General features: G+C 65.8%; 32 protein-coding genes and 1 tRNA gene. 16 read left to right on the top strand and 17 right to left on the bottom strand.

What is annotated here, in order from left to right; genetic code table 11:
• Window positions 1-9: 9 nt before the first annotated feature.
• Together AC07O0_RS27510 and AC07O0_RS27505 are read right to left on the bottom strand one after the other, a co-directional pair.
• Window positions 10-414 carry a helix-turn-helix domain-containing protein gene (locus AC07O0_RS27510; protein ID WP_494627591.1) on the bottom strand — a complete coding sequence of 135 codons (405 nt, stop codon included), beginning with the start codon at window positions 412-414 and terminating at the stop codon, window positions 10-12.
• A gap of 238 nt (window positions 415-652) precedes the next feature.
• Window positions 653-1558, bottom strand: a complete 906-nt coding sequence (locus tag AC07O0_RS27505; RefSeq protein ID WP_494627626.1) for a LysR family transcriptional regulator — start codon at window positions 1556-1558, stop codon at window positions 653-655.
• 96 nt (window positions 1559-1654) lie between these two features.
• On the opposite strand from AC07O0_RS27505, the gene AC07O0_RS27500 reads away from it, so the two are divergent.
• From AC07O0_RS27500 to AC07O0_RS27490, 3 genes are all read left to right on the top strand, one after another.
• Window positions 1655-2257 carry an NAD(P)H-dependent oxidoreductase gene (locus AC07O0_RS27500; protein ID WP_494627589.1) on the top strand — a complete coding sequence of 201 codons (603 nt, stop codon included), beginning with the start codon at window positions 1655-1657 and terminating at the stop codon, window positions 2255-2257.
• Window positions 2258-2285: 28 nt separating this feature from the next.
• Window positions 2286-3290 carry an NADP-dependent oxidoreductase gene (locus AC07O0_RS27495; RefSeq protein ID WP_494627587.1) on the top strand — a complete coding sequence of 335 codons (1005 nt, stop codon included), beginning with the start codon at window positions 2286-2288 and terminating at the stop codon, window positions 3288-3290.
• A 118-nt stretch (window positions 3291-3408) separates the two neighbouring features.
• A complete protein-coding gene (locus AC07O0_RS27490) occupies window positions 3409-3624 on the top strand; it encodes a DUF4287 domain-containing protein (protein WP_494627586.1) in 216 nt (71 codons plus the stop codon).
• 177 nt (window positions 3625-3801) lie between these two features.
• On the opposite strand, the gene AC07O0_RS27485 is transcribed toward AC07O0_RS27490, so the two are convergent.
• A tRNA-Leu gene (locus tag AC07O0_RS27485) sits at window positions 3802-3888 on the bottom strand.
• A 182-nt stretch (window positions 3889-4070) separates the two neighbouring features.
• Here AC07O0_RS27485 and AC07O0_RS27480 point away from each other — a divergent pair.
• Window positions 4071-5072 (top strand): complex I NDUFA9 subunit family protein, encoded by a 1002-nt coding sequence (locus AC07O0_RS27480; RefSeq protein ID WP_494627584.1) that lies wholly within the window; start codon window positions 4071-4073, stop codon window positions 5070-5072.
• Between the two features lie 7 nt (window positions 5073-5079).
• On the opposite strand, the gene AC07O0_RS27475 is transcribed toward AC07O0_RS27480, so the two are convergent.
• Window positions 5080-6069, bottom strand: coding sequence for a quinone oxidoreductase family protein (locus AC07O0_RS27475; protein WP_494627582.1), 990 nt, complete (start codon window positions 6067-6069; stop codon window positions 5080-5082).
• Between the two features lie 103 nt (window positions 6070-6172).
• Here AC07O0_RS27475 and AC07O0_RS27470 point away from each other — a divergent pair, with 103 nt between their 5' ends.
• Entirely contained in the window at window positions 6173-6559 is a 387-nt protein-coding gene (locus AC07O0_RS27470; protein WP_494627580.1) for a winged helix-turn-helix transcriptional regulator, read from the top strand.
• 139 nt (window positions 6560-6698) lie between these two features.
• On the opposite strand, the gene AC07O0_RS27465 is transcribed toward AC07O0_RS27470, so the two are convergent.
• The gene (locus tag AC07O0_RS27465; protein ID WP_494627578.1) at window positions 6699-7694 is read right to left on the bottom strand and encodes a 2-hydroxyacid dehydrogenase; all 996 of its coding nucleotides are present in this window, start codon (window positions 7692-7694) and stop codon (window positions 6699-6701) included.
• 244 nt (window positions 7695-7938) lie between these two features.
• Here AC07O0_RS27465 and AC07O0_RS27460 point away from each other — a divergent pair, with 244 nt between their 5' ends.
• Entirely contained in the window at window positions 7939-8475 is a 537-nt protein-coding gene (locus tag AC07O0_RS27460; RefSeq protein ID WP_494627576.1) for an SH3 domain-containing protein, read from the top strand.
• Between the two features lie 46 nt (window positions 8476-8521).
• Here AC07O0_RS27460 and irrA read toward each other — a convergent pair whose 3' ends face one another.
• On the bottom strand, window positions 8522-9001 hold the full coding sequence (gene irrA, locus AC07O0_RS27455; RefSeq protein WP_494627574.1) for an iron response transcriptional regulator IrrA: 480 nt from the start codon (window positions 8999-9001) through the stop codon (window positions 8522-8524).
• 139 nt (window positions 9002-9140) lie between these two features.
• Between irrA and AC07O0_RS27450 the strand changes: the two genes are divergently transcribed.
• From AC07O0_RS27450 to AC07O0_RS27425, 6 genes are all read left to right on the top strand, one after another.
• Entirely contained in the window at window positions 9141-9782 is a 642-nt protein-coding gene (locus AC07O0_RS27450) for a LysE family translocator (protein ID WP_494627572.1), read from the top strand.
• Between the two features lie 116 nt (window positions 9783-9898).
• Window positions 9899-10411, top strand: a complete 513-nt coding sequence (gene fabA / locus AC07O0_RS27445; RefSeq protein ID WP_152015061.1) for a 3-hydroxyacyl-[acyl-carrier-protein] dehydratase FabA — start codon at window positions 9899-9901, stop codon at window positions 10409-10411.
• 118 nt (window positions 10412-10529) lie between these two features.
• Complete coding sequence (gene fabB, locus AC07O0_RS27440) at window positions 10530-11756, top strand: beta-ketoacyl-ACP synthase I (RefSeq protein WP_494627569.1); 1227 nt, start codon at window positions 10530-10532, stop codon at window positions 11754-11756.
• A gap of 11 nt (window positions 11757-11767) precedes the next feature.
• The gene (locus tag AC07O0_RS27435; RefSeq protein ID WP_454029758.1) at window positions 11768-12040 is read left to right on the top strand and encodes a DUF3303 domain-containing protein; all 273 of its coding nucleotides are present in this window, start codon (window positions 11768-11770) and stop codon (window positions 12038-12040) included.
• Window positions 12041-12148: 108 nt separating this feature from the next.
• Window positions 12149-12982 (top strand): enoyl-ACP reductase FabI, encoded by an 834-nt coding sequence (gene fabI, locus AC07O0_RS27430; RefSeq protein ID WP_494627567.1) that lies wholly within the window; start codon window positions 12149-12151, stop codon window positions 12980-12982.
• Between the two features lie 104 nt (window positions 12983-13086).
• Window positions 13087-13332 carry a DUF2188 domain-containing protein gene (locus tag AC07O0_RS27425; protein ID WP_454029756.1) on the top strand — a complete coding sequence of 82 codons (246 nt, stop codon included), beginning with the start codon at window positions 13087-13089 and terminating at the stop codon, window positions 13330-13332.
• A 9-nt stretch (window positions 13333-13341) separates the two neighbouring features.
• Here AC07O0_RS27425 and AC07O0_RS27420 read toward each other — a convergent pair whose 3' ends face one another.
• From AC07O0_RS27420 to AC07O0_RS27395, 6 genes are all read right to left on the bottom strand, one after another.
• Complete coding sequence (locus tag AC07O0_RS27420; RefSeq protein ID WP_494627565.1) at window positions 13342-13707, bottom strand: hypothetical protein; 366 nt, start codon at window positions 13705-13707, stop codon at window positions 13342-13344.
• Between the two features lie 53 nt (window positions 13708-13760).
• Window positions 13761-14954 (bottom strand): O-succinylhomoserine sulfhydrylase, encoded by a 1194-nt coding sequence (locus AC07O0_RS27415; RefSeq protein WP_494627563.1) that lies wholly within the window; start codon window positions 14952-14954, stop codon window positions 13761-13763.
• A 136-nt stretch (window positions 14955-15090) separates the two neighbouring features.
• On the bottom strand, window positions 15091-15570 hold the full coding sequence (locus AC07O0_RS27410; protein ID WP_494627561.1) for an SRPBCC family protein: 480 nt from the start codon (window positions 15568-15570) through the stop codon (window positions 15091-15093).
• 127 nt (window positions 15571-15697) lie between these two features.
• The gene (gene arsC, locus AC07O0_RS27405) at window positions 15698-16117 is read right to left on the bottom strand and encodes an arsenate reductase (glutaredoxin) (protein WP_494627559.1); all 420 of its coding nucleotides are present in this window, start codon (window positions 16115-16117) and stop codon (window positions 15698-15700) included.
• Window positions 16114-16812 carry an aquaporin gene (locus tag AC07O0_RS27400; RefSeq protein ID WP_494627557.1) on the bottom strand — a complete coding sequence of 233 codons (699 nt, stop codon included), beginning with the start codon at window positions 16810-16812 and terminating at the stop codon, window positions 16114-16116. Before AC07O0_RS27400 ends, arsC begins: the two co-directional genes overlap by 4 nt.
• Entirely contained in the window at window positions 16809-17156 is a 348-nt protein-coding gene (locus AC07O0_RS27395; RefSeq protein WP_494627555.1) for an ArsR/SmtB family transcription factor, read from the bottom strand. The genes AC07O0_RS27400 and AC07O0_RS27395 overlap by 4 nt, the downstream gene beginning before the upstream one ends.
• Window positions 17157-17202: 46 nt before the next feature.
• On the opposite strand from AC07O0_RS27395, the gene AC07O0_RS27390 reads away from it, so the two are divergent.
• The gene (locus AC07O0_RS27390; RefSeq protein WP_494627553.1) at window positions 17203-17724 is read left to right on the top strand and encodes a DUF6428 family protein; all 522 of its coding nucleotides are present in this window, start codon (window positions 17203-17205) and stop codon (window positions 17722-17724) included.
• A 42-nt stretch (window positions 17725-17766) separates the two neighbouring features.
• On the opposite strand, the gene AC07O0_RS27385 is transcribed toward AC07O0_RS27390, so the two are convergent.
• The 4 genes from AC07O0_RS27385 to AC07O0_RS27370 form a co-directional block, all read right to left on the bottom strand.
• Window positions 17767-18618 carry a DUF4118 domain-containing protein gene (locus tag AC07O0_RS27385; protein ID WP_494627551.1) on the bottom strand — a complete coding sequence of 284 codons (852 nt, stop codon included), beginning with the start codon at window positions 18616-18618 and terminating at the stop codon, window positions 17767-17769.
• A gap of 214 nt (window positions 18619-18832) precedes the next feature.
• A complete protein-coding gene (locus tag AC07O0_RS27380; RefSeq protein WP_494627549.1) occupies window positions 18833-19609 on the bottom strand; it encodes an ABC transporter ATP-binding protein in 777 nt (258 codons plus the stop codon).
• Window positions 19585-20337: an ABC transporter permease gene (locus AC07O0_RS27375; RefSeq protein WP_494627548.1), complete on the bottom strand. Its 753-nt coding sequence runs from the start codon at window positions 20335-20337 to the stop codon at window positions 19585-19587. Before AC07O0_RS27375 ends, AC07O0_RS27380 begins: the two co-directional genes overlap by 25 nt.
• 13 nt (window positions 20338-20350) lie before the next feature.
• Complete coding sequence (locus tag AC07O0_RS27370; RefSeq protein WP_494627546.1) at window positions 20351-21370, bottom strand: ABC transporter substrate-binding protein; 1020 nt, start codon at window positions 21368-21370, stop codon at window positions 20351-20353.
• A 155-nt stretch (window positions 21371-21525) separates the two neighbouring features.
• Here AC07O0_RS27370 and AC07O0_RS27365 point away from each other — a divergent pair, with 155 nt between their 5' ends.
• The 3 genes from AC07O0_RS27365 (at window position 21526) to AC07O0_RS27355 (ending at window position 23740) form a co-directional block, all read left to right on the top strand.
• Entirely contained in the window at window positions 21526-21996 is a 471-nt protein-coding gene (locus AC07O0_RS27365) for an Lrp/AsnC family transcriptional regulator (RefSeq protein WP_164547550.1), read from the top strand.
• Between the two features lie 104 nt (window positions 21997-22100).
• Window positions 22101-22787 (top strand): fumarylacetoacetate hydrolase family protein, encoded by a 687-nt coding sequence (locus AC07O0_RS27360; RefSeq protein WP_494627543.1) that lies wholly within the window; start codon window positions 22101-22103, stop codon window positions 22785-22787.
• 23 nt (window positions 22788-22810) lie between these two features.
• Window positions 22811-23740: a dihydrodipicolinate synthase family protein gene (locus AC07O0_RS27355; protein WP_494627542.1), complete on the top strand. Its 930-nt coding sequence runs from the start codon at window positions 22811-22813 to the stop codon at window positions 23738-23740.
• 436 nt (window positions 23741-24176) lie between these two features.
• On the opposite strand, the gene AC07O0_RS27350 is transcribed toward AC07O0_RS27355, so the two are convergent.
• Entirely contained in the window at window positions 24177-24605 is a 429-nt protein-coding gene (locus AC07O0_RS27350) for an invasion associated locus B family protein (protein ID WP_494627540.1), read from the bottom strand.
• Window positions 24606-24918: the final 313 nt, after the last annotated feature.

Below are 24918 nucleotides of genomic sequence, written 5' to 3'. Positions count from 1 at the left end.
ATACGTGGCTCAGCTCGGGGTCTCGTCTCGGGCGAGAATCTCGGCGAGATGCGTCATGGCTTCAAGTCTCTCGACATCCGAAATGGTCGTAGCCGCTTGGATCAACCGGTCCCGCAATGCTTCTGCGGGTTGCTTGGCGTAGCGCGTCTGCTCCGCATCGGACAGCCCCGGAGCTGCTATTCCCAAGGCGATGCCTTCGTAGAAATAAGCTATCGGCACTGCGAGCGGCTCGACAAGTTTTCCCAAAGCGCCTGCGCTGATACGGCTCTTGCCGTCCTCGTATCGGCCGAACTGCTGATAGCTCACCTCAATGAAGTCCGCGAGCTCACCTTGGCTGAGCCGCAGTTCCTTGCGCCGCTGCCTAATTCGCTTCCCGATCTCCCGATCAATGAAGTCGAGCCGCCCGCGTGGCATGGCGCCACTCCTCCTGCTTCATCAATCATAGCGTGCTTCATCAGAAGAATGCTCGTCAAGGTGAGGATCGCTAAGGCAGGCAGCAGGAGCTCTGCCTGACGAGCCATGGTGGCGCCTGGCTTGCCCTCGCGCTGAAACTGACCTGATCCTGAGATCCAAGAACCCGGCTCCGGCCGCCAGAGCGCCCGAATGGAGCCATTCCGGCATTTGCGGCGGGTCTTCGCGCTTTGGCCGGGGCCTACTCGGGCGCAAGTTTCGCACGCTTCGCTGCCTCCCGGATGATCCGGCCAAGTTCGAGCGCGCCCGGGCCGGCGCCGTCCGGATCCGGGTAGACGAGGTAGAGCGATCCGCTCCGCTCGGCGCCGGTCTGCAGCGGCAAGGGCTTGAGCAGGCCGGAGCGCAGCTCCTCACGTATCCAGTCTTCGGGGTACCAGGCGAAACCCATCCCCATGCAGGCGGCGTGGATCGACGTCGCCTTGTTGCTCATGGTCAGGCGCCGTTCGGCAACCTCCCAGACGCTGGGCCTCACGCGCCTGGAACCGCTGTCGCGAATGACGAGGTGTCGGTGTCCCGCCAGGTCCTGAATGGCCAATGGCCGCTGCAGCTGATGCAGCGGGTGGAAAGGGGCGGCGGCACAGATGGCGCGATAGCTCAGCAGGACATCGCCGGTATGTCCCGCCGGCAAGTTGTCGGCGCAGATGGCCAGGTCGACGGCGCCGGCCTGCAGCAACTCGTCGGTCCCGCCCATCACCGTCTCGTAGAGCTCGATCCGGGTTTCAGGATAGGCCTCGGCGAACCTGTCCAGGCATTGCAGAATGAGCCAGGTCGGGAAGAGGGCCTCGACTGCGAGGCTGAGCATCTGCTCTCGGCCTTTGGCGAGATTATGAGCCGCGCGCTCGAGCCGCGCTGCTTCATCGACCAGGGCCTTGCCGCGCCGATAGAGAATCTTGCCGTCCCGGGTGAGCGAGGCCTTGCGCCCCTCGATCCGGAAGACCGCTAGGCCAAGCTGCTCTTCGATCTGGCGCACGGCGTAGCTGACCGTCGATTGCGATTTGTTCAGCACCGCCGCAGCTTGCGCGAAGCCGCCGGCTTCCACGATGCTCGCGAAGGCCCGCCATTGGTCGAGTGAGATACGGGGTATCATTGATCGATTGTATCGATTGATAGAGACGAAAAATTGAACTTTTATATCGATCAAGGCGATGGCTGAATAGCCCCATCGAAAGCGATGGGGCAGGCCATGAAAGTCCTGATTGTCACAGCCGAGCCGCGTGGCAAGTCCTTTGCGGCGACACTGGCGGAGCGCTATGTCGACGGTCTGGGGCTCTGCCGGCAGGTCGAGGTGGAATGGCTGGACCTGCTGGCGGTGGGCTTCGACCCTCGCCTGCAGGCGGCTGATCTGGCGCTCTATCACGGGGCCGGTCCAGTGCCGGTCGATGTCCGGGTCGAGCAGCAGCGCATCGAAGCGGGCGATGCCGTGATCCTGGCCTTTCCGGTCTACTGGTGGTCATTTCCGGCGGTGCTGAAAGGGTGGATCGACCGGGTCTTCACCAAGGGCTGGGCCTTCGACTCGAAAGCTACGCCCAAGCCGCTCGCCGGGAAGACCGTGCGCCTGATCGCCACTGGCGGCGCAGGGCCGCGGGCCTATGACAAGCATGGCTATCGTGCCGCGATCACCGCTCAGATCGAGCACGGCGTGTTCCATTTCAGCGGTGTCGACGATGTTGCGACACATCTCTTCCTCGATGTCGAAAGCGGTGATCCCGCAGATCGTGAGGCCGATCTTGCCGCAGCGTTCGCGCTTGGCGCCTCGCTCCCCTGCCGCGCGTCCATTGCGGCCTGATTCCTCTCCAACCCAAAGGTCGAAGACGATGTCTACCCGTAGCCGTGAGATCCACCTGAAGAGCCGCCCGTCCGGCGTGCCGACGCGCGATGCCTTTGCTTTCGTCGAAACCGCGCTGCCCGCGCCAGGAGCAGGCCAGATCCTGGTGCGGAACACCTGGATGTCGGTCGATCCCTATATGCGTGGCCGCATGGTCGATCGCAAAAGCTACATCGCGCCCTTCCAACTCGATGCAGTTCTGGAGGGTGCCGCGGTTGGCGTCGTCGAGCAAAGCGCCGATCCGGCCTTCGCGGTCGGCGACCGGGTCGTCCACTTTGCCGGCTGGCGCGAGCGAGCCGTGTTGGATGGGCGGTTCTCGACGAAGATCGCGACCGACGACATCGCGCCGCAGACCTATCTCGGCGCGCTCGGTTTCCCGGGCCTCACCGCCTATGTCGGGCTCGTCCGGATCGCCGAGGCCAGGGCGGGCGAGACGGTCTTCGTCTCGGCAGCGAGCGGCGCGGTTGGCAGCATCGTTGCGCAGATCGCCAAGCTGCTCGGCTTGCGCGTAGTCGCTTCGGTCGGCTCGCGCGACAAGGCCGACTGGCTGCTGAACGAGGTCGGCGTCGACGCGGTCGTCAATTATCGCAAGGCGCCGGACCTGACCGTCGCTCTGTCGCAGGCCGCTCCCGAAGGCATCGACATCTATTTCGACAATGTCGGCGGCGATCATCTGGAGGCAGCGCTGGCGATGGCCAATGATCACGCCCGCTTCGTCCTCTGCGGCATGATAGCCGGCTACAATCAGGAGGGTGGGGCAAAAGGGCCGGCGAATATCTTCCTCGCGATCGAGAAGCGTATCCGTCTGCAGGGCCTGATCGCCTCCGACCATGTCGATGCCTTCCCCGAGTTGATCGCGGTGGTCGGTGGCTGGATCAGGGAAGGGAAGATCAAGCTCCGTGAGACCGTCTATGAAGGCCTGGACAGCGCGCCCGACGCCTTCATCGGTCTGTTCAAGGGCGCCAACACAGGCAAGATGCTGGTCAAGCTCTAGAGCCGGGTTCTCATGGGAGCCGCGCCGAAAGGCGCGGCTATTCTGTGGTCCGGCGAGATCGCTGACAAGAACCGTTCTGGGCCTGGCCGGCTGTTGGCAGGGGGATAGGAGAATTCAGATGACCGTCGAAAAGACAAAAGGACCGGCTTCCTACTTCCCTTCGATCGAGAAGACCTATGGACAGCCGATCAGCCACTGGCTGGCGCTCCTCGCCGCATTAGGCGACAGGAAGCATGCGGAGATGATTGCCGTGCTGAAGTCGGAGCATGGGATGGGGCATGGGCACGCCAACGCCCTGGTGGCCTATCATCGGGCCAAGGGCAGCGGCGGCTAGCCTTTCACATCAGGCGCCGATCCATTGGGCGCGGGCTGCATGGGCTGTTGACGGGCTCTGGCGCGACACAGGCCGTCGACCCGGCGATCGGGTCGCTTTGCCTTGATCGCCCATGAGGGCGATGCATGTCCTTGATGTCAGCTAAGGTGCTGACAAACCACCACTCTGGTAGATGAGTGGTGCCCAGGAGAGGACTCGAACCTCCACGCCCTTGCGAGCGCCAGCACCTGAAGCTGGTGCGTCTACCAATTCCGCCACCTGGGCAACGGCGGTTCGTTTACGGGGGCCGAACGCAGCTGTCAACGGGCTAAGCCGGCTTTTCCAACAACGGCCCGAAAAGCCTTGCACGGGCGGCGCCGCGCCGCCTTCACAGCTGCGCCGCGATGAATTAGGACAAGCCCGACGGCCTTAGTTTTCAGCGCTTCCAAACGGAGCTTCGCGTCATCATGACGGTCCTGCCTCCCGCTTCGCAACTCGTCACGGTCTTCGGCGGCTCGGGCTTCCTCGGGCGCCATGTCGTGCGGGCTCTGGCGCGTCGCGGCTATCGCGTCCGTGCAGCCGTGCGTCGCCCCGATCTTGCCGGCTTCCTGCAGCCGCTCGGCATCGTCGGCCAGGTCACCGCGGTTCAGGCCAATCTGCGCTATCCCGATTCGGTCGTGGCCGCCGTGCACGGCGCCGATGCGGTGATCAACCTTGTCGGCATCATGCAGGAGAAGGGCCGGCAGAATTTCTCCTCGGTGCAGGCGCAGGGCGCGCGCAGCGTGGCGCAGGCCTGTGCGAACCTCGGTGTCGATCGGCTGATCCAGGTCTCCGCGCTCGGCGCCGACGCCGATTCGAAATCAGCTTATGCCCGCGCGAAGGCGGAGGGCGAGGCGGCTGCCCGCGCTCTGGTCAAGCAGGCGATCGTGTTTCGTCCCTCGGTGATGTTCGGACCGGAGGACACCTTCTTCAACCGCTTTGCCTCGCTGGTGCGCATGCTGCCGGTGCTGCCGCTTGCCGGAGCCGAGACCAAGTTCCAGCCGGTCTTCGTCGGCGACGTCGCCGAGGCGATCGCGCGCGCCGTCGACGGCAAGGTCGAGGGCGGCAAGGTCTATGAGCTTGGCGGCCCGCAGGCGAAGACGCTGCGGGAGCTGGTCGACTACGTCTGCGAGGTCACCGGCCGCAAGCGCCTGATCGCGCCGATGCCCTTCGGTCTCGCCCGCCTGCAGGGCCAGGTCCTCGAAATCGCGGACATGCTGACGCTCGGCCTCATGCCGAATGAACTCGTCCTGACGCGCGACCAGGTCAGCCTGCTCGAGAGCGATAACATCGTCTCCGCGACGGCCGAGAAGGAAGGCCGGACCCTGCATGGGCTCGGCATCGCTCCGGTCTCGTTCGAGGCCGAGGTGCCAGGCTATCTCTGGCGCTTCCGCAAGGCGGGCCAGTTCGCCACCGCACGCGCCAACTGAGCGGTCGTCAAGGCACCAGCACCAGCTTGCCGGCCGTGCGCCGGCTTTCCAGCGCAGCGTGGGCGGCGCCGGCCTGCGCCAGCGGGAAGGTGGCGCCTGGCAACAGCCTGAGCTCGCCTGAGGTCGCAAGCGTGAACAGTTCGTCGAGCTCGCTTGCGAGGCGTTCGGGCGCCAGATGCGGCAGCAGCGAGAAGCCGGCGACGACACGATTGCCGAAGATCAATGTCTTCAGCGCTTCGCCGTCCGGCTGGAAGTCGGCGAGCGAGAGCGGACCGTAGAGCACGAGCCGGCCGAACGGCGCGAGCAAGGTAAGGCATTGCGCCGGGATGTCGCCGCCGGAAGCATCGAAGATCAGGTCCGGGCCCGCGCCATCGGTCGCGGTACGAACCTGTTCCGGCCAGTCGGGGCGGGTGTAATCGACGCTGGCATCGGCGCCGAGTTCGCGCGCCAGGGCCAGCTTCTCGGCCGAGCTCGCCATGGCGACGACCCGCTTGGCGCCGCCACGCTTCGCCAGCTGGACCAGCAGGCTGCCGACCCCGCCGGCCGCGGCGCTGATCAGGACATTGCGTCCCGCTGCCGGATGACTGCGCAACAGATGCAACGCGGTGAGGCCCTGGACCTGCAGTGCGGTGGCTGCCGCGAAGGGGATCTCAGCCGGCAGGCTGACGACAACATCTGCGTTGATCGCCACGTATTCGGCATAGCCGCCGCTCTGCATACCGGCGGCATAAAGGGCGGCGGCGACACGATCCCCGACCAAGAGGGTGGTGACGCCTTCCCCTAGCGCCGCGATGGTGCCGGCGATCTCGACGCCGGGACTGAAGGGTAGGGGTGGTGTCACGACATAGCGATCCTGCCGCATCAGCACCTCGAAGAAGTTGACGCCGACAGCGCCGACCGCGACCAGCACCTCGCCGGGGCCGGGCACCGGCGTCTCTGTCTCGACGATTTCGAGCACTTCGGGGCCGCCGAAGCGGCTGTACTGAACGGCTTTCATGGGCAGGCCTCACGCGAAGGGGATGAGCGTGGGTGGCGTTCTGGGCTAGGATGCCGGCCGGTGACTACACACCGATTTGTTTGCAGCAGACCGAGAGGTGGGCATGGCTGATCCGATGAAGCGCCTGCCGATGCTGCCGGTCGAGCGGGCGCTCAAGGTGATTTCCGGCCGCTGGAAGGCCGTGATCCTCTACCAGCTCTTCGACGGTCCCAAGCGCCTGTCGGAGTTGCAAAGGCGGGTCCCCGCCATCACCCAGAAGGTGCTGATCCAGCAATTGCGCGAGATGGAGGAGCACGGCCTCGTCAGCCGCGAAATCCTGCCGCAGGTGCCGGCACGCGTCGACTATGCGGCGACGGCGCTCGGCCAGAGCCTTGCCCCGGTGATCGCAACGCTCTGCGACTGGGGCCGCCGCCATGCCGCCGATCTCGGCGAACTCGATACGTTGTCGGAATGCCGCTACCGCCCCGGAGCACGATCCGAGGCGGCATGAACGAGGATTTGGGCGAGAGCCAGACGTCGCCGGGGCGCGTCGACTGGTGTGGCCGTCGAGAACCGGAGCGGAGCGTACATCAGTACGTGAGCACCGGAAGCGCAGACGGTCGCGTCAGGCGGCTGCCCCGGTAGACGTCTCAGAGCATGCTGGGCAGGACGCGATCCGGCGGCTTGTGCCCGTCCATGAAGGTCTTGATGTTGACGATGACCTTCTCGCCCATGTCGGCGCGGCCTTCATGGGTGGCCGAGCCCATATGCGGCAGCACGACGACGCGGTGCTGACGGGCGAGCTTGAGCAGGCGCGGGTTGACCGCCGGCTCATGCTCGAACACGTCGAGCCCGGCACCGGCGAGCTCGCCAGCCTCCAGCATGCGCGACAGCGCCGATTCATCGACGATCTCGCCGCGCGCCGTGTTCACCAGGATGGCGTCGGGCTTCATCAGCTTGAGCCGCCGCGCCGAGAGCAGGTGATAGGTCGCCGGCGTGTGCGGGCAGTTGACCGAGACCACGTCCATGCGCGCCAGCATCTGGTCGAGCGAATCCCAGTAGGTCGCGTCGAGCGCTTCCTCGATGCGGGCGTCGAGTCGGCGGCGGTTGTGATAGTGGATCGACAGGCCGAAGGCGGAAGCGCGCCTCGCCAGCGCCTGGCCGATGCGGCCCATGCCGACGATGCCGAGGCGCTTGCCGGTGATGCGGCGGCCGAGCATCCAGTTCGGCGACCAGCCGGCCCATTCGTCATCGGTGATGATGCGGGCGCCCTCGGCGATGCGCCGGGCGACGGCGAGGATCAGCGCCATCGTCATGTCGGCGGTGTCGTCGGTCAGCACGCCCGGCGTGTTTGTCACGGTGATGCCGCGCTGCACGGCGCTGGCGACGTCGATATTGTCGACGCCGTTGCCGAAATTGGCGATCAGTCGCAATTGCTCGCCGGCCTGGGCGATCAGCCCGGCGTCGATCTTGTCGGTCACGGTCGGGACCAGCACGTCGGCGGTCTTCATCGCCTCGACCAGAGCCGCCTGGCTCATTGGTGTATCGTCGAGATTGAGCCTGGCGTCGAAGAGTTCGCGCATCCGCGTTTCGACCACGGCGGGCAGCTTGCGCGTGACCACGACCAGGGGCTTCTTCTTCGACATGGGCGGCTCCTTGAAGGCCCCTCAGACTCCGACATTGCCGGCACAACGCCAAGCCAGGCGCGACCAGTGGCCGCACTGTCTCCTTTCCGCCTCAACCCCCCATTAACCGAGGCGCATCAGGAATTGAGTCGGACAGTTTCGACGATCGGCAGCCGCCTCGTTGTCTAGCAGCGTTGCGGCGGAACACAACCTGACCCTTTGGGGCGTATTGCGCTACGACTGGGCAGGCCGGGGAGTGAGTTGGATGACGGTTAAGAGGACGCGGGGCCCGTTCGGCCTTCTGCTTGCAGCGGGTCTTGCCCTGCTGGCGACGCGGAGCGCGGCCCAGGAGGTTGCGAGCGGCCCCGTCTCCGGGCTGCCGCTGCCGCGCTATGTCAGCCTGAAGTCGGACCGGGTCAATCTGCGCGAGGGGCCGTCGAAGGAGCATCGCACCAGCTGGGTGTTCCAGCGCGCCGGGCTCCCCGTCGAGGTCACCGCCGAATTCGAGACCTGGCGGCGCGTGCGCGACGCCGACGGCACCGAAGGCTGGGTGTTGCACAGCCTGCTGTCGGGGCGTCGTACCGTCCTGGTTTCCCCTTGGTCTAAGAACAAGGGTGAGGCCTTCTCCCTGCGTGATTCGGCCAATGAAAGCGCACCGGTGGTCGCGACTCTCGAGCCCGGGGTCATAGCCAATGTGCAATCCTGCCAGAATACCTGGTGCCGGGTCACGGTCAGCAAGATTTCCGGCTACATCAAGCAGGATCGGCTCTGGGGCGTCTATCCCAACGAGAGCGTGCAATAAGGCCGCGACCGCTCCGGTCGAACCCGGTTGGGCTGTGGAGAAGATGTCAGTCGGCAGCCTTGCGCAGCCTGACAACGACGTCGACCCGGCTGATCTCGTAGCCGGCGGGCGGAGGCGGCAGTTCGGCCACGTCGACCGCCGAGGCCGGGATATCGATGACCTTGTCCTCGCCATCAATCACGAAATGGTGGTGATCGCTGTTGTCGGTGTCGAAGAAGGTCTTGGCGCCGTCGATGGCGAGCTCGCGCAGCAGGCCCGCTTGTGTAAATTGATGGAGCGTATTGTAGACCGTGGCGAGCGAGACCGGCACGCGCGCCTTCATCGCCTCCTCATAGAGCATCTCGGCGCTGACATGCCGGTCGCCCTTGGCGAAGAGCAGCCAGCCGAGCGAGACGCGCTGGCGTGTCGGCCGCAGGCCCACACGGCGCAGCTTCTGGCGCACATCGTGGAAGGGGCAGCCCTGCCGCGCGTCCGATCCATAGCCCTGGTCCTGCGTCTGGCCGTCCATGCCGCGCGTCGACTCCATGAAACTATCCCACCATCGGGACATCAACGTTTAGATTCGATGTAAGGCCTTGGCTACCTAGCCGCAAGCATAGCGGCGCTGCTGACAGCCTTCGGCGCGGCGCCTTGGCAGGAAACGGGCTTCGTCCCCGGAGGCGCCCATGCCTGATGCCGCCCTGCTCTGGCTGTTCTTTTCTCTCGTCTTCGGCATCATCATCGTGCCCGGCATGGACATGACCTTCGTGCTCGCCAATGCGCTGGCGGGCGGGCGCCGCCTCGGACTCTACGCCACGGCAGGCGTCGTTGCGGGTGGGGTGGCGCATGTCGTGGTCGGAGCTCTCGGCGTCGGCGCGCTGCTGAAGCTGTTTCCGGCTCTGTTCAACCTCCTGCTGCTCGCAGGTGCTGCCTATATCGCCTTGATCGGGTTCGCACTGCTGCGCAGAGGCGCTGCGCTCGGTGCGATTCCGGCGGCGCGGAGCCGCGACGCGGCTGCGGCCTTCCAGCAGGGCATGTTGACCTGCCTGCTCAATCCCAAGGCTTATCTCTTCATGTTCGCGGTGTTTCCGCAGTTCTTAAGGCCAGAGGCTGGTCAGATCTGGTTGCAGGCTGCGATCCTCGGGCTGATCATCGCGGCGACACAGTTCGGCGTCTATGGTGGGCTCGCTATCGCCGCTGGCGGGGGACGCGGCGTCCTTGCCGGCCATCCCCGGGCGGAGGCGGTTCTCGGCCGGGCGGTCGGCGCACTGCTGATCGTCGTCGCCATGCTCACGCTGGTCGAGGGCTGGCGCAGCCTCGTCGACTGATCATCCACGGCCGAGGCGGCCTTGCGCCCTTTCGTTCCGCAGCGACACCGTGTTAGGCACGTTGCATCGGGAGTTGGCCGCCGGATCATGGTGGCCGAAACGGAGTGAAGTCGGATATGGAGCGGCAATCGTCATTCAGCTACGAGGAGATCCTCGCTTGCGGGCGCGGTGAGCTCTTCGGGCCGGGCAATGCGCAGCTGCCGCTGCCGCCGATGCTGATGTTCGACCGCATCGCCGAGATCAGCGAGACCGGCGGCGAGCACGGCAAGGGCATGGTGCGCGCCGAGCTCGACGTGCGCCCCGACCTCTGGTTCTTCGACTGCCATTTCAAGGGCGATCCGGTGATGCCGGGCTGCCTTGGCCTCGACGCGCTCTGGCAGCTCACCGGCTTCTTCCTCGGCTGGCTCGGCCTGCCCGGCCGTGGCCGCGCGCTCGGCGTCGGCGAGGTCAAGTTCGCCGACCAGGTGTTGCCTTCGGTCAAGCACGTCGTCTACGGCGTCGATTTCAAGCGCGTCTTCAAGTCCAAGCTCGTCCTCGGCATCGCCGATGGCTGGCTCGAAGCCGACGGGAAGCGTATCTATACGACGACCGATATGCGCGTCGGCCTGTTCAAGCCCGAAGCGGCCTGAGCAAAATAAGCCCGACGCCTTGCCTTCGCCGGCCGCGCGGTCCATTTGCGCGGTAGGCGATCTATTACAGGTCCGGGGTTGGCCTCCCGGCCCGTCACCAAAGAGCCGGAGAAGCAGCATGAGACGCGTTGTGGTCACCGGGATGGGCATCGTCTCGTCCATCGGCAACAATACGCAGGAAGTGCTGGCCTCGCTGCGCGAGGCCAAGTCCGGCATCTCCTATGCGGCTGATTTCGCCGAGCACGGCTTCCGCAGCCGGGTTGCCGGCGTGCCCTCGCTCGATCCCTCGACCGTGCTCGACCGCCGCGCCATGCGCTTCCATGGCGGCGGCTCGGCCTGGAACCAGGTCGCGATGGAGCAGGCCATCCGCGACGCCGGGCTCGAGGACAAAGAAATCAGCCATGAGCGCACCGGCATCATCATGGGCTCGGGCGGCCCCTCGACCCGGGCGCTGATCGACGCCTATGACAAGGCGCGCGAGAGCGGCTCCTCCAAGAAGGTCGGCCCCTTCGCCGTGCCCAAGGGCATGTCCTCGACCGCCTCGGCAACGCTGGCGACCTGGTTCAAGATCAAGGGCGTCAACTATTCGATCTCCTCGGCCTGCGCGACCTCGAACCATTGCATCGGCAACGCCTATGAGCTGATCCAGTGGGGCAAGCAGGACGTGATCTTCGCCGGTGGCTGCGAGGAGCTCGACTGGACGCTCTCCGTGCTGTTCGACGGCATGGGCGCGATGTCCTCCGACTTCAACGAGACGCCCGCGGTCGCCTCGCGCGCCTATGACGCGCGCCGCGACGGCTTCGTCATCGCCGGCGGCGCCGGCGTCGTCGTGCTGGAGGAGCTCGAGCACGCAAAGGCCCGCGGCGCCCGCATCTATGGCGAAGTCGTCGGCTATGGCGCGACCTCGGACGGCTACGACATGGTCGCTCCGTCCGGCGAAGGCGCCGAGCGCTGCATGCGCATGGCGCTGCAGGGCGTGAAGGCCAAGATCGACTATATCAACCCGCACGGCACCTCGACCCCGGTCGGCGACGCCAAGGAGATCGAGGCGATCCGCGCCGTCTTCGGTTCCGGCGAGAAGAGCCCGCCGATTTCGGCCACGAAGTCGCTGACCGGCCATTCGCTCGGCGCCACCGGCGTGCAGGAGGCGATCTACTCGCTGCTGATGCTCAACAACGACTTCATTGCCGAGAGCGCCCATATCGAGGAGCTCGACCCGGCCTTCGCCGACATGCCGATCGTGCGCAAGCGCATCGACAATGCCGGCCTCGGCTGCGTGCTCTCCAACTCCTTCGGCTTCGGTGGCACCAACGCCACCATCGTGATGAAGCGCCTCGAAGCCTGAGGGGGCCGGCGATGCTGTTCATGGTGATCGAGCATTTCGACCAGGCGCGGGTGAAGGAGATTTACACCCGCTTCCACAAGCATGGCCGGATGATGCCTGAGGGCCTCACCTATATCGACAGCTGGATCTCCGCCGATTTCGCCCGCTGCTTCCAGGTGATGCAGTGCGACGACGTCACCAAGCTGCAGGAATGGGTGCTGGCCTGGGGCGATCTCGCCCGCTTCGAGATCGTGCCGCTGGCGAGTTCGAAGGATACGGCCGAGGCCGTGAGGAAGCATTTGTAGTGGCCACGGCGGCGCGCTTGCGCTTAATGGTTGATCGGCCGTGCCAGCGGCACTGTAGCGTCCTTCCTTCCTTCCCTCCCGGTTCCTGAATCCGTTCGAGACAGGCATATGCTCCCCCTGATGCACAACAAGCGCGGCCTCGTCATGGGCGTCGCCAACCAGAACTCGATCGCCTGGGGCATTGCCCGGACCCTGCATGCGCACGGTGCCGAAATGGCGTTCACCTATCAGGGCGAGGCGCTCGGCAAGCGCGTCAAGCCGCTGGCCGAGAGCATCGGCTCGAAGCTGGTCATCCCCTGCGATGTCGAGGATGTCGCGACGGTCGATGCCGCCTTCGCGGCGATCGACGAGGCCTGGGGTAGCGATCCCGAGCGCAACACGCTCGATTTCCTGATCCACGCCATCGGCTTCTCCGACAAGAACGAGCTCAAGGGGCTCTATGCCGACACCACCCGCGAGAACTTCTCGCGCACCATGGTGATCTCCTGCTTCTCGTTCACCGAAGCCGCCAAGCGCGCTGCCGCGCGCATGCCGCAGGGCGGCAGCATGATCACGCTGACTTATAGCGGCTCGAACCGCGTGATGCCGAACTACAACGTCATGGGCGTCGCCAAGGCGGCGCTGGAGGCGAGCATGCGCTATCTCGCCGCCGATTACGGGCCGAGGGGCATCCGGGTGAACGCGCTCTCGCCCGGACCGGTGCGCACCCTCGCCGGCGCCGGCATCTCGGACGCCCGTGCCATGTATTCCTGGCAGCGCGCCAACTCGCCCCTGCGCAAGTCGGTGACGCTGGAAGAGATCGGCGGCTCGGCGCTCTACTACCTCTCCGAGCTCTCGGGCGGGGTGACCGGCGAGGTCCACCATATCGACGCCGGCTATCACATCACCCAGATGCCGGTGCTGGAAGGCCTGCGCGCCGCCGATACCGGCAACGGCGACTAACTCGACCAGGCCCTTCCGCCGCTCGCGCGGCAAGGCTATCCTCTCCTCCGGTGGAACCAGGGGCGTATGCCGTCGGTTCGATCAGTGAGCCATGGAGGACGCTCATGGTCACGGTGAAATACGAGATCGTCCAGCACGATGGCGGCTGGGCCTACAAGGTCGGCGACGCTCTTTCGGAAACCTTCCGCTCGCATGACTCGGCGCTGAAGGCGGCCAACAAGGCCGCCGCTCGTCAGAAGCGGCCTGGAGTCACCGATGGCATCGTCTACCAGGATGCTGACGGTGAATGGCACGAAGAGCTCGCCGATGGCCGTGACCGGCCGAACACCCGGATCGTCGACGGCGGCTGAGGCGGCGCCTCATCTCTGTGTGAAGAAGGTCAGCAGCACTTTGTTCTTCTCGCCGAGCAGGCAGAGGAAGCGGCGCGGCCTGTCGGACTTGTCGGTCTTCAGATAGGCCTCGCCCATGATGATGCGCGTCACCGGGGTATCCTCGACCTTGGTCTCCGCCACGGCGACCGTCAGCCCGTCCTCGTCGATATAGATGTCCTTGATCTCGGGCTCGCGCGCCGTCAGCGCCGCCATCGCGGTCGACTTGCAGGCCGAGAGCTCTGGCGAGGATGGCTTCTCTGGCGTGGCCGGAGATGCCGGCGAGCCGGTCTGAGCGAGGGCCGGGGCGGAGAGCAGGGCGAGCAGCGCGATCGTGCAGGCGATATGTCGAAGCATGTGAACCTCGGTTGTTGCCGAGGTTCAACGCGTTCGGGGCGATCGGGTTCAGATCAGGCGTCTAAAGCCTGCTCGAGATCCGCGATCAGGTCGTCGGCATGCTCCAGCCCGATCGAGAGCCGGATCAGCCCGTCGCTGACGCCCATGCTGGCGCGAACCTCCGGCGTGAAGCGCTGATGCGTCGTCGTCGCGGGATGGACGATCAGGCTTTTGGCGTCGCCGAGATTGTTGGAGATGCGGATCAGCTTGAGCTTGTTGAGGAAGCGGAAGGCGCCGTCCTTGCCGCCTGCGACCTCGAAGGCGATCAGCGTCGAGGGGCCGCTCATCTGCCTGGCGATGATCTCAGCCTGCGGATGCTCGGGGTCGCCGATGAAGGCGACATGCGGCAGATCTTTGCGGCCCTTCAGCCATTTGGCGACCGCGGTTGCGCTCTCGGCCTGGCGGCGGATGCGCAGGGGCAGCGTCTCCAGCGCCTTCAGCATCACCCAGGCGTTGAACGGCGACATGGCCGGGCCGGTCTGGCGCAGGAAGGTCTGGATTTCGCCCTCGATCAACTCCTTCGAGCCGAGCACGAGCCCACCGAGACAGCGGCCCTGGCCATCGATGTGCTTGGTGGCGGAATAGGCGACGAGGTCGGCGCCGAGCTCGAGCGGACGCTGGAACAGCGGCGTCGCGAAGACATTGTCGACGATCAGCTTGGCGCCGGCTTCCCTGGCGATTGCGGCGACGGCGGCGATGTCGATCACCTCCAGCGTTGGATTGGCCGGGCTCTCCAGGAAGAACACTTTTGTGTTCGGCCGGACCGCGGCGCGCCAGGCGGCAAGATCGGTGCCGTCGACCAGCGTCGAGGCGACGCCATAACGCGGCAGATGGTCCTCGACGATGTAGCGACAGGAGCCGAAGAGGGCGCGCGCCGCGACGACATGATCGCCGGCCCTGACTAGGCTCGACAGCGCTGCGGTGACGGCGGCCATGCCGGTTGCGGTCGCACGGCAGGCTTCGGCGCCTTCGAAGGCGGCCATGCGCTGCTCCAGCATGGTGACGCTGGGATTGGAGAAGCGGGCATACTGGAAACCCGGATCCTTGTTGAGGAAGCGTGCCTCGCACTGCTCGGCGCTGTCGTAGACATGGCCCTGCGTCAGGAACAGCGCTTCCGAGGTCTCCCCGAACTGCGAGCGCAGCGTGCCGGCATGGACCAGGCGGGTCTCGGGGTGCAGCGCTGCTGTGTCTGCCGCTTCGATTGTCATGGTCTGTCGTCCAGTCCGTTCGATATAACGGACAGAGGGAATATCACCGTCGATTGCGTTCGTAAAGGCGAACGAATTTTCTGCGTGGGGAACGCCGGGCGGCATCCGGCGTCCCTCCATTCAGGCGATGCGTGGTTCAGGCGGCTAGAGTGCGCTCGCTTTCGGTCATGGCCTCGCCAACATTGGGACGACCCTTGCCGGTCGTGATCAAGTCGCGAAGGCTACCTTCGATATACATGCGCCAACCCTGCGAGCAGGCTTCATAGCATTCGTAGGTCGGCACGAGGCCGCGATGCGTGAATGTGACCTCGGTGAGGTCGCCCTTGTCGGCGATATCGAAGACGATGTCGGTGCCCTTCCACTCGGTTTCGTCCTCAGTGAAGCTGAAATAGTTGTCGAGCACCCGCCAGGCGATCTTCTGGCCAGGGATCGCCTCGATGACCGCGATCGTGCTGCGATGCAGGTCCTGGTAGCGATAGGCGAAGACGTCGCCGACATGCTCGGTGCCACCGCTGATCTCCTGCGACCACCAGCCGCGCACATTGGCGATGGCGGCGAAGACGGCGTCCGGCGACTGCGGGACAGTGAAGCTGAGGGTGTAGTCGTGATGGGCCATGGCGTTCTCCTCTCGTGTGGTGCGACGGGGAGAACCGTAGCCGGATGCCTCGGACGGCTGTGAGTAACAAGTCGGGCGCGAAATCGATCCGGAAATCGCAGCGACAGATTATATGGCGCGCGCGATGTCAGGCGCGCAGGTTGCTGGCAGGGATGACGACTTCGCCATCCTCCTTGGTGAACAAGCCGATATCCGGGTTCGGCAGGATCTTGAGAACCTCCTCCGAAGGCCGGCAAAGCCTTGTCCCCTTCGGTGTCTCGACGATCGGGCGGTTGATCAGGATCGGATGGGCGAGCATGAAATCGACCAGCGCGTCATCGCTCCACTTTGCATTGCTGAGATCGAGTTCGGCATAGGGCGTGCCCTTTTCGCGCAGGAGCCCGCGTGCGCCGATCCCCATGGCCGCGATCAAGTCGACGAGCCGGGCTCGGCTTGGTGGTTCCTTCAGATACTCAACAACGACAGGCTCTTCGCCGCTCTGCCGGATCATGGCGAGGGTGTTGCGGGAGGTGCCGCAATCCGGATTGTGGAAGATCGTGATCGTCATGGCTTTTCCTCGGCGGCTTGCATTGTGGTGCTGTCGGCTGGCGCTTGCAGCAGCCATGTCATCGCTGCCAGGGCACAGAGCGCGCCTGCGAGCTCCGCCAGGATGAACCCCGCCAGGTCGAAGGCCCGAATGCCGGAGAATGTGTCGGTGAAGGACCGTGCGATCGCGACGGCCGGGTTGGCGAAGGAGGTCGAGGCGGTGAACCAATAGGCAGCGCAGATATAGAGGCCGACCAGCCAGGGGACGGCTTTTCGCTCGAAGCGGTGGCCGGCGAGGATCGTCGCGGCGAGGCCGAAGCTCGCCACCCCTTCCGAAAGCCATTGGGCGCCGCCGGCGCGAATTTTCAGGGATGTCTGGAGCAGTGGCAGCGCGAACATCGCGTGGGCAATGACGGTCCCGGCGATGCCGCCAGCGACCTGGCCGAGGGCGTAGAGGCCCGCTTCCCGGCGCGGCAGATCCCCTTTGAGCGCAAAGATCAGGCTGATCGCCGGATTGAAATGCGCTCCAGAGATTGGCCCGAGCGTTGTGATCAGAACGACGAGCATTGCCCCTGTCGCCAAGGTGTTGGCGAGAAGGGCCAGAGCGGCGTCGCGGGCGAGTGTGTCCGCCATGATCCCGGAGCCGACGACGGTCGCGACGAGAAACGCCGTGCCGACGGTTTCGGCTGCGAGCCTTTGGGGAAGGGCGCTGTTCACGGCGACACGGGCTCGCAGCAGGTGGCGAGGGCGGCCACCGCCGGGCCGCAGACCTCCGGATGACCCTGGCAGCAATCGCGCATCAGGAAGGCGACGAGCCCCGACAGGGCCGGATAGGCCACGCTGTAGATGATGGAGCGCGCCTTGCGTCGCGACTGGATCAGGCCGGCGTGCTCAAGATGGTTCAGGTGGAAGGAGAGCCGGGACGAAGAGGCGCCGACCGCTTCACCGATCGAACCTGCGGCGAGGCCGTTCGGTCCCGCTGTCACCAGCAGCCGGACGATGCGCAAGCGCGTCTCCTGCGATAGGGCGGCGAAGGCCTCGAGGGCTTGCGCTTCGGTCACTTATATCTCAATCTCTCAAGAGTTATTGAAATGATGGTAGCGCAAGATGAATCCCGAAGCCAGCCCTGCGTCGATCGATTTTCAGGGCGATGCCCTGCTCGGCCCGCTTCTGGAGGCGCTGGAGTCTCATGGATCGAAGCCACTGTTGCTCGAGTACGCGGAGCGTACGATCCAGCCGGGCTATCATGTGACCGAGGTCAAGGCCGGCGCCTTCGTCGCGCTGGATTGCGGTGGCAATCCCGATCGCTGGCAGGAAACCATCCTGCAGATCGAGGATCTGCCTTCGCAGGACGGCCGCAGCTATATGCTCGCCGGCAAGTTCAGGGCGATCCTCGATCGGGTCGCGGAGCGGATTGCCCTAGCGCCGGAGGCGCGCCTGAGCTTCGAGGTCGGCCTGCCGGACGAGCCAATGCGGATCTTCGATCTCGGCGCCGTGCTGCCGGAGAACGATCGCATCGTCTTGCGGCTGATAGCGCGGCCGGCGATCTGCAAGCCGCGCCATCGAGCGGCTGAGCGGGAATCCAGCACAGCGTGCTGCGGCCCGACGTCAAAATCGAAATGCTGCTGACCTGCTTCGATCTATCCGGCAGCGCGGCCATTTGCCGGGTCATTATCCGCGATTGTGTTCGCGCAGATGCTGACGGTCGAGAGCCAGAGCCAGAAGGCTCGCGACGGTTTCGACGAGCGTACCGGGCTGGGGTGGGCGCTCCTCAGGATCGAAGGCCAGGCCGATGACCGCCCGGCAGCCCGCGGACGTCAGCACCGGCCAGAAATCGAAGCGCGAGGCATCGAAGGGGTAGACGTCCGCGACGGCGACCTTGCCCGTCGCCAGGGACGAGCGCGCTGCCTCGATATCGATCGGGACAGGCTCGATGCTGCCGCGCCTCAAGGCGAGATCGACCGAGTTCTCCGACATCAGCATCAGGACGACGGGGACCTTGAAAAGTGCTTCAAGCGCATCGGCCGTGCGCGAGAAGATCGCCTCTGGACCATCGGCTGCGATGAGGTTCTGGCCGTAGGATTGGACGAGCGCGGCTTGCCGCCTGGAAAGCGCTGCATCGTCAGCCCTGCGACGGGCGGTCGAGGCCACGGCGCTCGCTATCACACCGATCACGAAGAGCAGGCCGATCGCCCAGATATTCGCGGGGTCGTCGACGCGGAGCGTCAAGCGCGGCTCGGTCAGGAAGAAGTTGTAGGCGAGCGCCCCGAGAACGGCCGAACACAGCGACGGGCCGAGCCCGAAAGCGACGGCCGCGATGAGCACGGGCACGACAAAGACGAGTGACAGGTTGGGAATTGTCACTGCGCTGTCGAGCCCGACCGCCACCGCCGCCGCGATCGCGGTCATCGCGACGGTGACAAGATAGCGAATGACCACCGGAGCGTTCGACAGCTGCAAAGCCGGCAGCGTATCGGGCTCTGGGAGGAGCTTGAACTCCTGCGGCGTACTTTGAGCACTCATGGCCGCGCCTCCTTCTGCCGTTGCCCGTGCGTCCATAGAGTGCACCGGCACTATCGGCGGCGATCCAGCCTCCGAGATAAGAGGGCGGATGATCGCTCACAACGGCGTCAGCCTGCCATACGATCCAGCTACGGGCCGCATAAAGCCCGCATAAGCGCTTTTCAGGCGTGCCCGGCGATAGATCGGAAGCTGCTCTTGCCCCGCGGCGGAGCCCTTAGATCGCGGCGCCGTCGCTGACGATGTCGGCGCCGAGGTCGACCCGCACCGCCCGCACGATCTCCGCTTCCGCCTCTGCGCCGCGCCGGCGCGGGTGGGCGGCGGAGATCTTGTGTTCGGCAATGATCTGGCCGGGCGCGCCCGAGAGCACCACGACCCGGTCGGCGAGATAAGCGGCCTCGTCGATGTCGTGGGTGACGAACAGCACCGTCTTGCCGGTGCGGCGGCGGACCTCGATCAGCTCGTCCTGCAAGGTCTCGCGCGTCAGCGCATCGAGCGCCGAGAACGGCTCGTCCATCAGGAGGATCTCGGGCTCGACCGCGAGCGCGCGGGCCAGCGAGACACGCTGACGCTGGCCGCCGGAAAGCTGGTGCGGCCAGCGCTGGGCGAGATGGCCGAGATCGACGAGATCGAGCATCTCCTGCGCCTTAGCCAAGCGTTCGGCCCGCGGCGTCTGGCCTTCGAGGCCGAAGCCGACATTGGCGATCACCTTGCGCCAGGGCAGCAATCGCGAGTCCTGGAAGACCAGCGCGACTGGCCGGCGGGTATCGTCCTGGGCGTTGATTACGACCTCGCCGCCGCTCGGCCGGGCGAGGCCGGCGATGACGCGCAGCAGGGTCGACTTGCCGACGCCGGACGGACCGACAATGGCGAGGAACTCGCCGTGGGCGACGGAGAGGTTCAGCTTGTGCAGCACCTCTGTCGCTTCGCCGTCGCGGGTGAAGGTGAGCGACAGCTCCTTGATGTCGATCACGCTTTCCAACGCAGCACCCATCCCTGAAAGGCGACGAACAACGTGTCGAGCAGGCCGTAGAGCGCTGCCATGGTCAGCATGTAGATCACCACGAGGTCGGTCGCGAGCAGGCTGGAGGCCTGCATCATGCGCTGGCCGACGCCGGCGACGCCGAAGATCTCGGCCGCGACCACCGCCATCCAGGCCTGACCGAGTGCCGTGCGCACGCCGACCAAAATGCCGGGCATCGCCGCCGGCAGCAGGATCTTGGTCAGGCGCTGGAGCGGCGAGCGGAAACCGAAGGCGTCGGCGACCTCGATCAGGTCGCGGTCGACGCCGCGGATCGCGCCCTGCGCCGCGAAGAAGACGATCCAGAACACGCCGATCGCGATGATGAACACCGCGGCCTGCGGGTTGACGCCGAACCAGATGATCGCGAACGGCACCCAGGCGAGGCCGGGGATCGGCCGGAGCAGCCTGACCACCCAGGCCGTTGTCTCCTCGGCGATCCGGGACATGCCGGTGAAGACGCCGAGCGCGATGCCGAGGCCGGCGCCGGTGAAGAGGCCGATGAAATAATGGCCGAGCGAGCCCATGATCGCCGAGAGCCAGGCGCCGGACTTCACCTCGCGCAGGAAGGCGCTGGGCAGGGCGCTCGGGCCCGGCAGGAAGGCCGGATTGACCAGGCCGAAATAGGGGATCGCCTCCCAGAGCAGAAGGAAGGCGACGAGGCCCGTCAGGGCGAGGGCCGGAGCCCGCAGTGAACGCAAGTCTTTAGCCCCGTCAGCCCTTGATCGCGCGCTCGTAATACTGCGTCTCGAACAGGCCGTCGAACGGAAGTTCCTTCTCGAGCGAGCCGAGCTTGACCTGATAGGCCTGCATGGCGCGGGCCGGCTCGATGATCTTGCGCGGGTCGATCTCGAAGCGGGTGGCCGGCGAGACCAGCGCCTTCTCGATCAGCGCGGGGTCGACGATGCCCTTGCCGAGCGCGGCGCCGACATGGGGCGCTGCCTTGGCCGGCGTCTTGATCAGCACATCGGCGGCCTTGATCAGGCCGGAGACCAGGCCCTGCACGGCGGCGGCGTTCTTGGTGGCGAAGGCGCCGGAGACGGCGACGACCGTGCCGGGCTGGCCGGGGAAGACGTCCTCGCCGCCGGCGATCAGCTTGATGCCGGGGTTGCGGGTCTGGATGATGGTGAGGGCCGGCTCGCGCACGATCGCGCCCTCGACGGCGCCGGCGAGCACGGCCTGCTGCGTCGCGTCGATGCCCATCGGCACGATCTCGACATCGCCCTTGTCGGCCTTGGCGACCTCCCAGAGCCAGTATTGCAGCACGGTGTTGGGCACCGAGCCGGCCGGCTGGGTGGCGAGGCGCGCCGGCTTGCCGGTCGCGGCCTTGTGCGCCTTGAAGGCGGCGGCCGCGCTCGTTCCGGTGGTGAAGAACTTCGCCAGGGCCGGGGCGGCGACGAAGACGTTCTCGCCGGTCGCGGTCGAGGCGACGACGCGGATGTCGACGCCCCGGGAGCGGGCGACCGCGAGCGGGGCGACGCCGGCGACATAGAGGTCGATCGTGCCCGAGGCGAGCGCCTGGATCATGTTCGGGCCGGATTCGAACACGGTGAAGGCAGGCGCGATGCCGGCCTGCTTCAGCCAGCCCTCGCCATTGGCGACGAAGATCGGAGCGGTGCCGATGATCGGGATGTAGCCGATGCGGGCGGGCACTGCCTCCTGGGCCAGCGCGCCGGCAAAGGGCAGCGCTGCGGCGAGCGACGAGCCGGCGAGCAGGAACTGGCGGCGGTCCATGATCTAATTCCCCAGATGGCGTGTGATATCTAGCCTATTGACGTCTGATAAAAGGATTTTCTATCTAAAGACAAGCATTGCCCTTCAAAAAGAAGAAAATTCTCCATTGCTACGGAATAGCAAAGGGTTTTTTCTCTCTCACCATGGATCGAGAGATGGACGCCATCGACCGCAAGATTCTGACCGTGCTGCAGGCAGATTCCAACATCTCGATCGCGGAGCTCGCCGATCGGGTTGGGCTGTCGCAGACGCCGTGCTGGAAGCGCATCCAGCGCCTCGAGCAGACCGGGGTGATCATCAAGCGCGTCGCGTTGGTAGCACCCGAGAAGATCGGGCTCGGCCTCACCGTCTTCGTCCAGATCGAGACGGCCGATCACTCCGGTCCCTGGCTGGAGAAGTTCGCCCAGAGCGTCGCGGCGATGCCGGAGGTGATCGAGTTCTACCGCATGGCCGGCGATGTCGACTACATGCTGCGCGTCGTCGTCGCCGACATGGCCGCCTATGACACCTTCTACAAGAAGCTGATCGAGACGATCCCGCTCAAGAACGTCACCTCGCGCTTCGCCATGGAGCGGATCAAGGCGACGACGGCCTACAAGGTGCCGGACCTGCCGAAGGCGTCGTAGGCTTCATTGCGAGGAGCGCAGGCCCGTCATCGCATGCCGGGCACTTGCCCCGGCGGGCGCGCTCCCGCATGAACGCTCCCGAATTTCTCGAACGGGGCGTGCCCATGTCCAGCTATGTCATCGATCAGCCGAAGGTCGCCGCGATTCCGGTGGCCGGTGGTGGGCTCTTCCCGGTGCGCCGCATCTTTTGCGTTGGCCGCAACTACGCCGAGCACACCCGCGAGATGGGCGGCGATCCCGATCGCGAGGAGCCGTTCTTCTTCACCAAGCCGTCCGATGCCGTGCTGACCGACGGCGCCGACATGCCCTACCCGCCGAAGACCGCCGATCTGCACCATGAGATGGAGCTCGTGGTCGCGATCGGGAAGGGCGGCAAGGACATCGCCGAGGCCGACGCGCTCTCCCATGTCTTCGGCTATGCCGCCGGCTTCGACATGACCCGCCGCGACCTGCAGGGCGCCGCCAAGAAGGCCGGCAAGCCCTGGGACATGGGCAAGGGCTTCGACTCGTCCGCGCCGATCGGCGAGCTCGTGCCGGCCGCCAAGGCTGGCCATCCGGACAAGGGGTTGATCGAGCTCAAGGTCAACGGCAAGGCTCGCCAGAGCTCCGACCTCGCCAAGATGATCTGGAACGTGCCGGAGACGATCTCGTACCTCTCCGGCTTCGTCACGCTGGCGCCCGGCGACCTGATCATGACCGGTACCCCTGAAGGCGTCGCCGCCGTCGTCAAGGGCGATCTGCTCGAAGGCTTGATCGCCGGCGTCGGCACCGTCCGTACAAAGATCGTCTGACTGGCCGGCCCAAGGAGAGTACCATGCGTCTGACCACCGAAGCCTCCGGCGTCTTCCCGATCGCGCCGACGCCGTTCAATCCGGATGGCAGCGTCGACTGGACCTCGGCCGACCGGCTGTTCGACTTCTATCACGGCATCGGCTCTGACGGCGTCACCGTGCTCGGCATCATGGGGGAGGCGCCCAAGCTCGAGCCGGAGGAATCGATCGGCCTGGTCAAGCGCGCTGTGGCGAAGATGGGCGGCAAGCCGATCATCGTCGGCGTCTCGGCGCCTGGCTTTGCGGCGATGCGCTCGCTGGCGCGGCAGGTGATGGATCTCGGTGCCGGTGGCGTGATGATTGCCCCGCCGACCAATCTGCGCACCGACGATCAGATCACCGGCTATTACGCCCAGGCCGTCGAGGCGATCGGCGCCGACATCCCCTTCGTCATCCAGGATTACCCGCTGACGCTCTCGGTGGTGATGACCCCGGCGGTGATCCGCAAGATCATCCAGGACAATCCGTCCTGCGTGATGCTGAAGCATGAAGACTGGCCGGGCCTCGAGAAGATCTCGACGCTGCGCAAGTTCGAGGCGGAAGGGACGCTGCGGCGCGTTGCCATCCTCACCGGCAATGGCGGGCTCTTCCTCGATTTCGAGATGGAGCGCGGCGTCGACGGCGCCAATACCGGCTATGCCTTCCCGGAACTGCTGATCGACGTGGTCAAGGCCAGCAAGGCCGGCCGCCGCGACGATGCGCACGACATCTTCGACGCGCATCTGCCGCTGCTGCGCTATGAGCAGCAGCAGGGCGTCGGCCTCGCCGTGCGCAAATATGTGATGATGAAGCGCGGCGTCCTGGCGAGCGATGCGCAGCGCAAGCCGGGGCCGGGCCTAACCGCGGCGGCTAAGGCCGAGGTCGACTACCTGCTTGGCCGTCTCGCGAAGCACGACCCGCGCGCGAAGCTCTAAGGCGCCGCTACCGAGCTACTGAAGCGAGGGCCGCGCTTTCGAAGCGCGGCTCATGAAAGCCGTGGACGCGGGCCTCCGAGCCGTGCAACCCTGAGCTGCGGCTTGGGGAATTTGCTATGCGTTTTGCTGTACTGCTCGGTGGTGCCGCGTTGATCGCTCTTGGTTCGACCGGGCCGGTCTCGGCACAAGGCGGCGGCGCTCATCCTGAGTGCCGGGGCATGAGGGATCAACGCTCCTGCAATTGCGCACTCAACAATGGCGGGCGAGTGATCGATGATCCCGGTCGCCCTGGCCGCAAGGTCTGGCGGACGGCCAGGGTCGGCACGCCCGCACATATGGCGTTCATGAACTGCACCAACGGCTCGGGGCGATAGCCGAGTCAGGCCCTGGCACTCTCTTTGCTGTCGCGGCGCGTAGCGCCGCGACAGCTTGTTTGTCAGTTTGCCAGTTGAACCAGCCGGTCGAGCGCCGGGCCGAAGCCGATCAGCGTGATATTGAACGAGACGATGTCATTGTTGGACAGGTTGAGCGCCGCCGCGGTCAGCGTCTTGCCGCCCTTCATTGCGTCGGTCGCGACGGTCGGGAAGGAGATCGGTAGCAGGCAGCCCGAGGGCGTGCAGGTCGAGAAGCGCAGGCCCTGGCCGAGGTCCCTGTCGTCGAGCTTGAGCACTGCGCCGTTCTCGAGCTTGAGCCAGAACGGCATCAGGATCGTGCCCTCGGCGCGGCCATCCTTCGGGGGGCGCAGTTCGATCGCGAAGACGCGCTGATTGGTGCGGCTGTCGCCCTGCGATTGCGTCAGCACGCACAGCTTCTGGCCGTCATTGATGCGGCAATCGACCGTCCAGTCGCCATAGACCTCGTTCACCGCCGAGGCGCCGTTCGGCAGTCGCGCGGTCTGGCCGGCCGGCTGGCTTACAGTCGGCGCTGCGGCCGGAGCCTGGGCAGTGGCGGGGCGGGCTGGCGGACTCGCCGGGCGAGCCGGCGGATTCGCTGTCGCTGGCCGGGCCGCTGGTGCCGGGCGTGTCGCGGGAGCGGGGCGAGCGGCTGGTGCACGCGGTGCCGGTTCAGCCTGTGATTCAGCCTCCTCCATTTGCTCGGTCGCTTGCGGCTCGCGCTGGGCAAGCGCTGGCGACACCAACAGCGCGAAGGTGAGGAGCGCGGCGGAGAGGGACGTGCTG

The sequence above is a fragment of the Allobosea sp. GW821-FHT10B12 genome (genome assembly GCF_059415545.1).
The sequence above is the reverse complement of the archived record's forward strand: the minus strand, read 5'-3'. Positions and strand labels throughout refer to the sequence as shown.